The following is a 12547-nucleotide window of genomic DNA, read 5'->3' as shown; positions in this document are numbered from 1 at the left end:
TGATCGCCGAGTCGTCACGATAATTATCGTGGCTTTTTTTGTGGCACGGTGTTTGTGGATGAAATGAACTGCAGATTGCAATTGATTTTCGACTAGCATAGAATGTTTGATATAAAGTAAGTAAATTGTGAGGCAAAAAATGGCAAACTTAACGATTAAAAATCTGCATGTTCGTGTGGATGACGATAGTGAACACAAAGAAATTCTGAAGGGCGTCGACCTTTCTATGAACACTGGTGAGATCCACGCAATCATGGGTCCAAACGGTACAGGTAAATCGACACTCTCAGAAACGATTATGGGAAATCCGCGTTATACCGTCACTGAAGGCGATATTTTGCTCGATGGCGAAAGTTTGCTAGGGAAGCCAGTTGATGAACGCGCGCGTGCTGGTCTCTTTTTGGGGATGCAGTATCCTGCTGAGATCATGGGTGTCACGAATGCAGAATTTATGCGTTCGGCAATCAACGCAAGGCGGCCAGAAGATCAGCCAATTCCCGTTCGTCAATTTATCCAGGAACTCGATCAGAATCTAGAATTGTTAGACATGACGCCAAAGATGGCAGAACGTTATCTAAATCAGGGATTCTCTGGTGGCGAAAAAAAACGTAATGAAATTTTGCAACTTTTGATGATCAAACCAACTTTTGCAATCCTTGATGAGATTGATTCCGGATTGGATATTGATGCGATGAAGGTTGTGGCAAAAGGTGTCAATTCAATGCGGGGTGCTCAATTCGGTGCGCTGATTATTACACACTATGAACGTTTACTGGATTACATTACGCCGGATGTGGTTCACGTGATGATGGGTGGCCGCGTAGTCAAGTCTGGCTCAGCAAGTTTAGCCACTAAGCTCGAAGCCGAGGGTTATGCAGGTTTGCGTGATGAATTAGGTCTTGACGTGCCCTTGACTGATGAGAATTAGAGGTGGTGCAGGTGAATAGCAAACGGTTTACTTCAGAACAAAACTTAATCGAATTCAGCAACCAACACCACGAGACGTCAGCGATGCAACAAAAACGATTAATAGCTTTTCAACAATATCCTGAATTAGTATTGCCGAAATTCCAAAAGATCAATTATCGAAACTGGGGTTTATTAAAAGGTCAACCGATGCCAGCTGACGTGTCAGCATCTTCAAACACACAGTCGAAAAGCATGTCGATTGATCTGCCAGCGAACGCAATGATCACACAGCGGGGGATTCAATCTGCACAAGTTAAATTAAATCAAGAAGCGTTAACAGCAGGCGTCATCGCGCTGGATTTCTTTGACGCGCAACAACAATTTCCAGAGTGGTTTGCTCGTGACTATATGACGAAAGCATTAGCAGCGGATGCCCATCGATTAGCTGCCTATCACGCCGCCGCAGTGAATTGCGGTATATTTGTTTATGTACCAGCCGGGGTTCAGTTAAAGGAGCCGCTAACGTGGTCATTCTCACAAGATCCAGATGAGACGGTTAAGCGCGTGCAACACGTCTTATTAATCGCCGGGGAAAATAGTCGATTGACGATTTTGGAATCACGTCATGAATCGGTTGCATCGATTGCAGCTGCCAATATTGTTGAAGAATTGATTTTAGAGGCGGGTGCACAGGTTCACTTCACGGCTATCGATGAGACAAAGGGTGTTGCTTATTTGGCACGACGAGCGTATCTCAGCACGCATGCGCGTTTAGATTGGGCGTTAGGGCTCATGAACGATGGTGATGTCTTGGACGACTTCAATGTCGATTTAAAAGGGGATAGCAGTCACACAGAGTTTAAGGTAGTTGCAATTTCCTCGGGGTCACAAACACAAGCCATCACGACATGTGTGACTAACTATGGCCGCCATACCGAAGGCAACATTTTACAACATGGCGTGATTTTATCGGATGCGACGCTGATATTTAATGGCGTGGGTCATATCGTTAAAGGCGCTCGCGATTCGGATGCCCAACAAGAGAATCGGGTGCTGATGTTGTCGAAAACGGCTCGTGGTGACGCGAACCCAATCTTATTGATCGATGAAAATGACGTCCGTGCAGGTCATGCGGCTTCAGTGGGGCGTGTCGATGTCAGTCAGATGTATTATCTGATGAGTCGCGGACTATCCAAGGATGTCGCTGAACGATTAGTCATTCGCGGTTTTATCGGCTCTGTGCTTGCAGAAATTCCATTAGCCACGGCACGACAAAAGCTGACGGGAACGATTGAAAGGAAGCTTATTGATGGTCAAAGACATCGCGACCGCACGAAATGATTTTCCAATTTTGTCACAACAAATTAATGGTCAACCACTGACTTATTTAGATAATGCTGCGACGACCCAGAAACCTCGTTCAGTGATCGATGCGTTGACGCATTACTATGAATTTGATAATGCAAACATTCATCGCGGTGTATACACACTCGCTGAACGTGCGACTGAACAATATGAGCAGGTACGGCAGCAAGTGGCCGATTTTATTCATGCTGACCGCGATGAGATTGTCTTTACACGGGGTACAACCACCAGTTTGAATTGGATTGCATTGGGTTTCGGTGCACAAGTATTGCAGCCGGGTGATGACATCATCATTACGGTGATGGAACATCATAGCAATCTCGTGCCTTGGCAACAAGTTGCGTTACAGACGGGTGCTAATTTGCGGTATGTTGAGTTGACTGCTGATGGTGAATTGGACTTGGCACAATATCGACAACTTCTATCTAAAAAAACTAAGATCGTGGCGTTCACACATGTTTCTAATGTTCTGGGAACGATTAATCCGGTCCAATTGATGACACAACTTGCACACGAAGTTGGTGCCTATGTCGTTGTTGATGGGGCACAGGCTGTCGGTCATTTTCCTGTAGACATGACCTCACTTGATTGTGATTTCTACGCATTTTCAGGTCATAAAGTCTACGGTCCAACAGGTGTTGGCGTTCTCTATGGCAAACGTGAATGGCTAAAAAAAATGAATCCTGTTGAATTTGGCGGCGAAATGATTAATCTCGTCCAACGAGAGATTACAGATTTCAAAGCTGCACCTGAGAAATTCGAAGCCGGAACGATGCCAATTGCTCAAGTCATTGGCTTGGGTGCAGCGTTGACTTATATTCAAAAAATTGGCTGGTCAACAATTGAAACTCAAGAACGACGTGTCACCGCAGCCGCTTACCAATTATTGAAAGAGATTCCCGGTGTTGAAATTTACGGCCCAGAAATGGGACCGCATCGTTCAGCCTTGGTCACGTTTAATTTGAAAGGTGTTCATCCACATGATCTCGCGACAGTTCTGGATACTCAAGGTGTTGCGGTTCGTGCTGGTCATCACTGTGCACAACCGTTGATGCAGACGTTGGGAGTTAGTGCAACCACGCGAGCGAGTTTTGGGCTCTATAATCAATTGTCGGATGTGAAACGTTTGGCAGCAGCAGTCAGAGCAGCAAAGGAGTTTTTTCAAGTATGAATTTAGGTCATTTAAGCGATCTCTATCGGCAGTTAATTCTTGATCATGCACAACATCCACATCATCGTGGTCAATTGGCAACTGCCAATCAAACGGTGAATCTCAACAACCCAACTTGTGGCGATGTGATCGAGCTCTCAGTTGAGCTCAAAAATGACCGCGTGGCGGATATTGCGTTTAACGGCGATGGCTGCTCAATTTCACAGGCATCTGCCAGCATGATGACTGATCTCGTGAAGGGTCAACCGATTGCGCAAGTCCGGGCAGAAATTGCAACCTTTCTAGAAATGTTGATGAATGATCCGGAAGTTGAAGGCGCTGACGAATTAGGCGACGCTGCTATTCTGGCGACTGTCGTCAAATTTCCTGCACGGATCAAGTGCGCGACGTTGGCATGGAAAGCTTTAGAACAAGCGCTCGGGGAGGCACAGCAGCATGAGTGACGCAAAAACAAAGAATACAAAAAATAATGAAGAGTTACAGTCGACGGTTCCAGATCTTGGCGACTATGATTATGGTTTCAGCGATGATGTTCAGCCGGTTTATTCGACTGGCCGCGGTCTAACTGAAGAAACAGTGCGTGAGATTTCTGCAGCCAAACATGAACCTCAGTGGATGCTGGATTATCGCTTAAAGGCTTACCGCACTTATTTACGGCTACCGATGCCGGATTTTGGGCCGGACTTATCAGATCTAGACCTTGATCATATGTTGTATTATCAAAAAGCAACCGATCGTCAATATCGCGATTGGGAAGACGTACCGGAAAAAATCAAAACGACTTTTGATCGTTTGGGTGTGCCTCAGGCGGAGCGCAAATATTTGGCGGGGTCTTCTGCTCAATATGAATCTGAAGTGGTTTACCACAATATGCGTGAGGAGTTTGAAAAGCTCGGCATTATCTTTATCGATACAGATACTGCATTGAAGGAATATCCTGAACTGTTTAAACAATATTTTGGAACGCTTGTGCATATGAATGATAATAAATTCGCCGCGTTGAATTGCGCGGTTTGGTCTGGTGGAACTTTTATCTATGTGCCTAAGGGTGTGAAAACCGATATTCCCATCCAATCATATTTCCGAATCAATGCTGAAAATTCCGGTCAGTTCGAACGAACGTTGATTATTGTCGATGAGGATGCCAGCGTCAATTACGTCGAGGGATGCACAGCACCAAATTACTCTTCAGATAGTTTGCATGCGGCAGTTGTCGAGGTTTTTGTGAAGCCAAATGCCTATTGCCGTTATACAACAATTCAAAATTGGTCGAAGAACGTTTATAGTTTGGAAACTAAACGTGCGCAGGCACTCGAGAATGCAACGATGGAGTGGGTTGATGGCAATCTTGGTTCAAAGACGACGATGAAATACCCGAGTGTTTATTTAGATGGCCAAGGTGCGCGGGGCACGATGCTTTCAATCGCAGTTGCGGGCGAGGGCGTCATCCAAGATAACGGGGCCCGAATGATCCATGCCGCACCGAATACCTCGAGCTCAATTGTTTCCAAGTCGATTTCTAAAGATGGCGGTGCGGTCAATTATCGAGGCACGGTTCGCTTTGAACGAAACAGCGATGGGTCGTTCGCGCATGTCGAATGCGACACCATTCTGATGGATGAAGAATCGACTTCGGATACGGTGCCTTTCAACGAAATTTTGAATGGTAATGTTGCGATGGAACATGAGGCAAAAGTTTCTAAAATTTCTGAAGAGCAACTTTATTATTTGATGAGTCGGGGTATTTCCGAGGCGAAAGCAACCGAGATGATTATCATGGGATTTGTTGAGCCGTTTACTAAGGAATTACCAATGGAATATGCCGTTGAATTGAATCGATTGATTGGATACGAAATGGAAGGCGGCGTCGGTTGATGACGTCGGCTATTGACCACAAATTAAAAAATAGCGTGGAAAGTTGGAATTATCATGGCAAAAATTGAAAGTTTTGAATTAGATCATACGGCAGTTAAAGCTCCTTACGTTCGATTGATTACGGTTGAGGAAGGTTATCACGGCGATCATATTAGTAATTTTGATTTGCGCTTGGTGCAGCCAAATACAGCAACAATCGATATGGCAGGTCTGCACACAATTGAACATTTATTAGCTGGATTACTGCGCGATCGTTTAAATGATGAAACTGCACAAGTTCGAGTACTTGATTGCAGTCCGTTTGGCTGCCAAACTGGTTTTCACTTGATGATTTTGGGCACGCCAACGGTGACACAGGTTGCACAGGCGTTAAAAAGAAGTCTAGAAACAATTGCCCATGAGATTACTTGGGATGATGTTCCGGGAACAACGATCAAGAGTTGTGGTAATTACAAAGGGCATAGTCTCTGGTCCGCACAGGAATGGTCAAAACTGATTTTGAAGCAGGGCATTAGCACGGATCCATTTGTTCGTCAGGTGATTTAATCGGATCAATCAAAAAAGACTAACAACGCCGCATTTAGTTGCGAAATTGTTAGCCTTTTTTCAATGGCGAACGTTTCATGATTTGAATCGCGCCATTGATGATGCCCCTGCCAAGGAACTCTAATTATAGTCGCTTTTGACGAAAAGATAAAGCTCATTAATAGGTTGTCAACCGGGCTGAACACGAGATCAGTCGTCCGCCACCATAAAAAAAGATGACAAACGCCTTGATGCCAAGGTAAAGCAGATGAGTTAGGTTTAACCAACTCATTCTAATTCGCCTGCGATTTCGGTCTTTGGTTGGTGTTTGCTTGCTAACATTATTGTTAGAATTAGAGCTGTCAATTGCAAAGAATAGGGATTAACCCTATAATTTAGTAATGAAAAGAAGCAAAGAAAACCAAGCATGTTTTCAATCTGGCAAGTGATGGCTCACCACGGTCGATCAGCTTGCAATCAACGGGTTTGAAAATGAATCGTAACGGGCTGAATAATAAATCATATTAGTGAACTGATGAAAATTGAACGTTGATATTAGTTTGCAAGAGTATGAATGGAAAAGGAGGAAGAGGCTTGAATATTGGCATATTTACAGATACCTATTTTCCTCAAGTCAGTGGGGTTGCAACATCGATCCGCACGCTTAAAGATGATCTAGAACGTAAGGGACATCACGTCTATATTTTTACGACGACCGACCCTGGAGTTGATAAAGAAGAGGTTGAGCCGAATATTTTTCGTTTTGGCAGCGTGCCATTTATTTCTTTCACCGATCGGCGAGTTGCTGTTCGAGGCTTATTTCACGCCTTAGAAGTTGCTAAAGAGTTGGATTTAGATCTCGTACATACACAGACGGAGTTCTCGATGGGGTGGATCGGTAAGTTTGTTGCGAAGAACCTCAAGATTCCTTGTGTGCACACTTATCACACGATGTATGAAGATTATTTGCACTACGTCTTGAATGGTCATTTACTTAAACCATATCACGTCAAACAATTTGTGCGTACTTTTGTGAGCCATATGGATGGCGTCGTCGCGCCAAGTCAGCGTGTCACTGAAACACTACGTCGTTATGGCGTCAAAATTCCTATTCGCGTGATCCCAACCGGAATTGATTTAAAAATGTATGATCGTCCTGAGCCAGAACGAGTGGTTCAATTGCGCTCAGAATTAGGCTACACCTTAGAAACACCGGTGATGATGACCTTGAGTCGGTTAGCCAGCGAAAAACGAATCGATCAAGTTTTGTCAGTTTTCCCAGCGTTGGTTAAAGCGGTCCCTGGCTTACAGTTCATGATCGTTGGTGATGGGCCAGAGCGCGAAGAGTTGGAAGCACTGGCGCAATCTCTAGGCGTTAAAGATGCCGTTAAATTTGTAGGTGAAGTTAAACACGATCAAATTTCGCCCTATTATCAATTAGCCAATTTGTTTGTTTCTTCCAGTGACACCGAAACACAAGGCTTGACTTACATCGAAGCGATAGCAGCGGGGCTCAAGTGTACCGTGCGAAGTGGTGAGTATACCGATCACATTTTCGATGATCCTGATATTGGGACCACATTCAGAGACTTGAACGAGATGCAGGCACAGGTGATCAATTATTTGCAACATCCTCACGCTTTTTCGGATCCGAAGCCACGTGAGCGTAAACTCATCGAAATCTCTGCTGATCACTTCGGCGATTCGGTGCTAGATTTCTATCAAGATGCCACGGATAATTATCGATTGAATAATCTCAATCGTCTGAGTATGAGCGATCGGAGTGACGAACGACTATGATCCACATTAATATGTTTTCATCCGCAGACAAAGTTGCGGGACAGGGTGTTGGCAGTGCCTACTTGGAATTAATCCGGCTCTTGCGAGAACGCTTGAGTGATCAGTTCGAGGTGACCATTAATCAACATGGACCGGCGGATATCACACACTATCACACCATTGATCCACAATTTTTCTTATCAACTTTTTCTAAGAAACGTGGTCGAAAAATCGGCTACGTTCACTTTTTGCCTGAAACAATCGAGGGATCGCTACGGATGCCCAAGTTTGCGAAGCGTCTTTTCTATTGGTATATGATTAAGTTTTATCAACGAATGGATCATTTGGTCGTCGTGAATCCTAGTTTTATCTCGAAAATCGAAGCTTATGATATTTCAAGAACTAAAATTACTTATATTCCTAACTTTGTGTCACCGCAAGAATTTCCGGATCGTTCTGAATTGGATAAGCAGGTGCTCCGCCAGAAATATCATTTTCCACAGGATAAATTTATCGTCTTTGGCTCCGGACAGGTTCAGCAGCGCAAAGGGGTCGATGATTTTGTTGCATTAGCAAAGAAAAATCCTGAAGTGCAATTTATTTGGGCGGGTGGCTTCTCATTTGGAGCGATGACAGATGGTTATGACCGATTTAAAAAGATTGTTGAGCAGCCTCCGAAGAATTTGATTTTTCCAGGAATCGTCAAACGTGAACAGATCGCCGAATATTTGAATCTAGCAGATTTATTCTTTTTACCTTCATATGATGAGTTGTTTCCGATGTCAGTTCTAGAGGCCTTTAGTTGTGGCTTGCCCGTTTTGTTACGGAATTTGGAATTATACGAAGCAATTATTTCGGACAAATATGTTGGTGCGGATGATCTCACTGGCTTTGATCAAGCCCTGCATCAATTGATCTCAGACTCAGCATTTTATCAGAAATATCAAAGCTTAGCACGCTCTGCAGCTGTTCAGTATTCACCAGAACATTTAGCCACTATTTGGTCTAAATTCTATGCAGAACAAGCGAAGTTGTGAGATAGTAGGGGCAGAATGAATCGAAAAAATAAGGTCGCGTTAATGTTCATGGTTCTCCTTGGTGGTTTGATTTTTTGGCATGAAGGCCGAGAAACAAATTTTTACCAAGTCGTTCAAGGTTTGGCGCATTTGCAATGGGATTGGTTATTAGTTGCCGTTTTATTAATGTTTCTCTCATTTGTGGCGGAGGCTGCAGTCTTGCGTACACTGATCGAGAAAAAAGGTGAACCTAAGCAACCGCGTTGGAATTTATTGCGCATTCCGCCAATTCAGGCTGTTTTTAATGCCATCACGCCATTCTCGTCCGGCGGTCAGCCGGCACAACTCATTGCGCTGTTACAAATCGGTTACGAGGGCGGCCGCGCTAGCTCGGTTTTGTTGATGAAGTTTATCATCTATCAACTGATGATCCTCATTAATTTTATCTTGACCATGTTGGTTGGTTTTCACGAAGTGGTCGTTCAATTTCACGGCTTGGCATGGTTGATTGCATTCGGATTTATCATTCATGTGGTGACGATTGGAACTTTACTAATGATCATGTTCTATTATCGTCTGACTAAGGCTATCACAAAAGGATTCTTCCACTTACTGGCAAAATTATTCAAGACACCAAAAATTCAGCAATGTTCTGATTTAGCGATGCTTAAAATTGAGAGCTTTCACCAAGAAAGTTTACAATTGAAACGTGAGAAGCGGAAGGTATTTAAGGCGGCAGCGTTGACGCTCGTTCAGCTGCTGACTTATTATTTGATTCCGTATTTTGTCCTGCTTGCTTTGCATCTTTCGGACGTTAATTTGCTGACAGTTTTTAGCATGCATGTGATGATTGTGATGATCACGTCAATTTTCCCAGTTCCAGGTGGTGCAGGCGGAGCTGAATATAGTTTTAAGACACTTTTTTCTTTATTCATTCCGAATGCGAGCTTGTTAATTCTGGGGATGTTCTTGTGGCGTTTCATCACATTTTATTTGGGAATGATTCTTGGGATGATCGCGATGGCAATTGCGCCTAAGCACCAGAAAAAGTCGGAATAATTTGATTTTTCCATAAAGAATTGTTTACGTTTTGTCAAGAAAAGCAGGCTTGTGGTCTGCTTTTTGCTAAAATGGCTAGAGTGATGTTGAATTTTTGAGCCACACACGGAGGATTAACATGAAAAGCTTCGCTGAAAACATAAAAAAGTTCTGGAATAGCCGTTGGGGATTCTTTTTCCTTGCGGTCGTTTTGTTCTGGATCAAGACCTATTATGCCTATACAACGAAATTCAATCTTGGTATTTCGGGTGGAATGCAGCATTTGCTGGCGCTACTTAATCCATTACCAACGACAATTTTGCTTTTCGGTATTGCACTTTATTTCAAAGGGCGTAAGTCATACGTGATCTTGCTGATCATTGATTTCCTGACGACTTTTTGGCTATTTGCAAACATCCTTTATTATCGGGAATTTTCTGATTTTTTGACGACCACGTTAATTAAGGGGTCTGGATCTGTTTCAAATAACTTGGGCAAGAGTGTCATGGGCATCATCGAGCCAACTGACTTTCTGGTCTTTGTCGATGTGATCGTCCTGATCTTATTGCTTGTTTTTCGTATACAGAAGATTGACATTAAGCCACTGAAGAAAACCGTTGCAGGTCTCGTGACTGTCTTATCAGTTGTGTTCTTCGGCTTCAATTTAACCGCTGCAAATGCCGATCGCTCAGGCCTATTAACACGAACTTTTGATAATAATTATATCGTGAAGTACCTTGGGTTAAATTCTTATGCAGTTTATGACGTTGTGAAATCTGCGAAGACCAGTGCTGTTCGAGCTAATGCAAATGCCAGTGACATGAAGACTGTTGAGAAGTATATCAAGGCTAACCATGTTCCGGGCAATCCGACTTATACAGGAGTCGCTAAAGGAAAGAACGTTTTTATCATTCACTTGGAAAGCTTACAGCAATTTGTCATTGATTATAAAGTTGATGGACAAGAAGTGACACCTAATCTGAATCGTATTTACCATGAAAGTAACACCCTTAGTTTTGATAATTTCTACAATCAGGTTGGCCAAGGCAAAACTGCTGACGCTGAGTTGATGCTCGAAAACTCTTTGTTTGGTCTCTCAGAAGGTGCCGCGATGGTCACGGCTGGTACAGCTAACACTTGGCAAGCTGCACCAGCAATTTTGAGTCAGCAGCAAGGTTATACGACTGCTGCGTTTCATGGTGATGTTCCTAGTTTCTGGAATCGTGACAACACTTATAAATCCTGGGGTTACGACTATTATTTCAGCAAGAGTTATTTCCAATCTGGTGAATCGTTCGATGTGGGCTATGGCCTGAAGGATAAGATCTTCCTCAAGGATTCGATGAAGTATATCGAGCAATTACCACAACCGTTCTATGCTAAGTTAATTACCGTGACGAACCACTATCCTTATTTGTTGGATAAAGCAAACCAGTCTATTCCTAAGACCACAACTGGCGACAAAACAGTTGATGGCTACGTGCAGACTGCCCATTACCTAGACCAAGCTATCGGTGAATTTATGGCTTGGCTGAAAGCAACCGGTCTGGACAAAAATAGTCTGTTAGTTTTCTATGGTGATCACTACGCTATCTCTGGTAATCATAAGCCGGCCATCGCAAAATTACTCGATCAGAAGAAGGCGACGGATTTTGACGTGGCGCAATGGCAACGAGTACCGTTGATGATTCACATGGATGGTCTCAAAGGCGGAATCAATCACACTTATGGTGGCGAAATTGATGTTTTACCAACTTTGGAGAATTTATTAGGTATTAATAACGAGAATTATATTCAATTTGGAAATGATTTATTGGCGGGGAATCGCAATCAGACAGTTGCTTTTTACAATGGTGATTTCATTTCTCCAGAATATACAAGATATGCTGGAAAGACATACAAGACTAGTGACGGTAGTGTCGTTAAAAATCCGGATGCCGCAACCAAGAAGACGATTGAGACGTTGACCAATCATGTGGCGACTGAACTTTCCTTATCTCGGAGTGTAATCAACGGCGATTTGCTACGTTTCTATACACCTAAGGGATTCAAAAAGGTTGTGCCTAAGGATTATAGTTATAAATTAAGTACTGCACTAAAGAACTTGAAGAAGATGCAAAAAAAGCAAAAAACAAGTCTATTAGTCCAAAATAAAAACAAATCGAGCTTAGATTTGTACAAAACCGACGCACCTGAGTTAAAATCAGAGTCAACGGAGGATGGTGATAGCAGTGAGGCAAGTAGTCATTCAAGCAGTAGCTCAAGCTCAAGTCATAGCCAAAGTTCAAGTAGCAGTGAGCCCGCTGATACCAAATAGGAGTGATGGCAATGGTTGATGGTCGCTATGCGCATGCTCGCGAGTTACTACAACAACACCATATTCGCATGACGCCACAGAGAAATGCAATCCTTAAGATCCTTGTCCATTCACATGCACATCCAACTGCGGAGGCAGTGTACAATCAACTCAAGACGCAGGTTGAGGACATTAGTATTGCAACCGTCTATAATAACTTGCGATTGTTCACAGAGCTTGGAGTCATCCAAGAATTGAAGTATGGCAATGAACCGAGTCATTTTGATTACGTCAGTGTTCGGCATTTTCATGTGGTCTGTCAGCAATGCGGCCAAGTCGTGGATGTTTTTTATCCAGATCTCGAAAAAATCGAACGGTTAGTCACTAATTTGACGGGTTACGAAACCGTTGGAAATAATATTGAAGTTTATGGTATTTGTCCGGATTGTCAACGTAGACAAGCACATCTTGACGCGACTTAGTCGATGTCAGAATGTGCTTTTTTGATGCGTTAATCGATTGAAAATTAAAATTAGTTGTTGACGACAGAAAAACAAGTTGGTAAGATAGTTG

At 43.2% G+C, this 12547-nt stretch carries 11 protein-coding genes; all 11 read left to right on the top strand.

Annotated elements, in window-relative coordinates:
* Positions 1-139 precede the first annotated feature (139 nt).
* The 11 genes from sufC to FC15_RS01740 all read left to right on the top strand — a co-directional run bounded on the left by sufC (position 140) and on the right by FC15_RS01740 (position 12456).
* Positions 140-928 carry a Fe-S cluster assembly ATPase SufC gene (gene sufC / locus FC15_RS01790; protein ID WP_057823358.1) on the top strand — a complete coding sequence of 263 codons (789 nt, stop codon included), beginning with the start codon at positions 140-142 and terminating at the stop codon, positions 926-928.
* A gap of 11 nt (positions 929-939) precedes the next feature.
* The gene (gene sufD / locus FC15_RS01785) at positions 940-2250 is read left to right on the top strand and encodes a Fe-S cluster assembly protein SufD (protein ID WP_057823465.1); all 1311 of its coding nucleotides are present in this window, start codon (positions 940-942) and stop codon (positions 2248-2250) included.
* The gene (locus tag FC15_RS01780) at positions 2219-3445 is read left to right on the top strand and encodes an aminotransferase class V-fold PLP-dependent enzyme (RefSeq protein ID WP_057823356.1); all 1227 of its coding nucleotides are present in this window, start codon (positions 2219-2221) and stop codon (positions 3443-3445) included. Before sufD ends, FC15_RS01780 begins: the two co-directional genes overlap by 32 nt.
* Positions 3442-3888: a Fe-S cluster assembly sulfur transfer protein SufU gene (gene sufU, locus FC15_RS01775; RefSeq protein ID WP_057823353.1), complete on the top strand. Its 447-nt coding sequence runs from the start codon at positions 3442-3444 to the stop codon at positions 3886-3888. The genes FC15_RS01780 and sufU overlap by 4 nt, the downstream gene beginning before the upstream one ends.
* Positions 3881-5320, top strand: a complete 1440-nt coding sequence (sufB, locus tag FC15_RS01770) for a Fe-S cluster assembly protein SufB (protein WP_057823351.1) — start codon at positions 3881-3883, stop codon at positions 5318-5320. Before sufU ends, sufB begins: the two co-directional genes overlap by 8 nt.
* A 54-nt stretch (positions 5321-5374) precedes the next feature.
* On the top strand, positions 5375-5866 hold the full coding sequence (locus FC15_RS01765; protein WP_057823348.1) for an S-ribosylhomocysteine lyase: 492 nt from the start codon (positions 5375-5377) through the stop codon (positions 5864-5866).
* 573 nt (positions 5867-6439) lie between these two features.
* Positions 6440-7645, top strand: coding sequence for a glycosyltransferase family 4 protein (locus FC15_RS01760; protein WP_057823346.1), 1206 nt, complete (start codon positions 6440-6442; stop codon positions 7643-7645).
* Entirely contained in the window at positions 7642-8661 is a 1020-nt protein-coding gene (locus FC15_RS01755) for a glycosyltransferase family 4 protein (protein ID WP_057823344.1), read from the top strand. The genes FC15_RS01760 and FC15_RS01755 overlap by 4 nt, the downstream gene beginning before the upstream one ends.
* A 15-nt stretch (positions 8662-8676) precedes the next feature.
* On the top strand, positions 8677-9699 hold the full coding sequence (locus FC15_RS01750; RefSeq protein ID WP_057823342.1) for a lysylphosphatidylglycerol synthase transmembrane domain-containing protein: 1023 nt from the start codon (positions 8677-8679) through the stop codon (positions 9697-9699).
* Between the two features lie 118 nt (positions 9700-9817).
* Positions 9818-11995, top strand: coding sequence for an LTA synthase family protein (locus FC15_RS01745; protein ID WP_057823340.1), 2178 nt, complete (start codon positions 9818-9820; stop codon positions 11993-11995).
* Between the two features lie 5 nt (positions 11996-12000).
* Entirely contained in the window at positions 12001-12456 is a 456-nt protein-coding gene (locus tag FC15_RS01740; RefSeq protein WP_235803305.1) for a Fur family transcriptional regulator, read from the top strand.
* The last annotated feature ends 91 nt before the right edge of the window (positions 12457-12547 follow it).

It is taken from the genome of Lapidilactobacillus concavus DSM 17758 (assembly GCF_001435835.1).
GTDB lineage: Bacteria > Bacillota > Bacilli > Lactobacillales > Lactobacillaceae > Lapidilactobacillus > Lapidilactobacillus concavus.
Note: the sequence above shows the minus strand (reverse complement) of the source record. Positions and strands in the feature narration are given on the sequence as shown.

Excerpts from the sequence above, each read along its gene's own strand:
- sufB (WP_057823351.1), top strand. The coding sequence starts at position 3,881 with ATGAGTGACGCAAAAACAAAGAATACAAAAAATAATGAAGAGTTACAG.
- FC15_RS01745 (WP_057823340.1), top strand. The coding sequence starts at position 9,818 with ATGAAAAGCTTCGCTGAAAACATAAAAAAGTTCTGGAATAGCCGTTGG.
- FC15_RS01740 (WP_235803305.1), top strand. The coding sequence starts at position 12,001 with ATGGCAATGGTTGATGGTCGCTATGCGCATGCTCGCGAGTTACTACAA.
- FC15_RS01765 (WP_057823348.1), top strand. The coding sequence starts at position 5,375 with ATGGCAAAAATTGAAAGTTTTGAATTAGATCATACGGCAGTTAAAGCT.
- sufU (WP_057823353.1), top strand. The coding sequence starts at position 3,442 with ATGAATTTAGGTCATTTAAGCGATCTCTATCGGCAGTTAATTCTTGAT.
- FC15_RS01755 (WP_057823344.1), top strand. The coding sequence starts at position 7,642 with ATGATCCACATTAATATGTTTTCATCCGCAGACAAAGTTGCGGGACAG.
- sufC (WP_057823358.1), top strand. The coding sequence starts at position 140 with ATGGCAAACTTAACGATTAAAAATCTGCATGTTCGTGTGGATGACGAT.
- FC15_RS01780 (WP_057823356.1), top strand. The coding sequence starts at position 2,219 with ATGGTCAAAGACATCGCGACCGCACGAAATGATTTTCCAATTTTGTCA.
- FC15_RS01750 (WP_057823342.1), top strand. The coding sequence starts at position 8,677 with ATGAATCGAAAAAATAAGGTCGCGTTAATGTTCATGGTTCTCCTTGGT.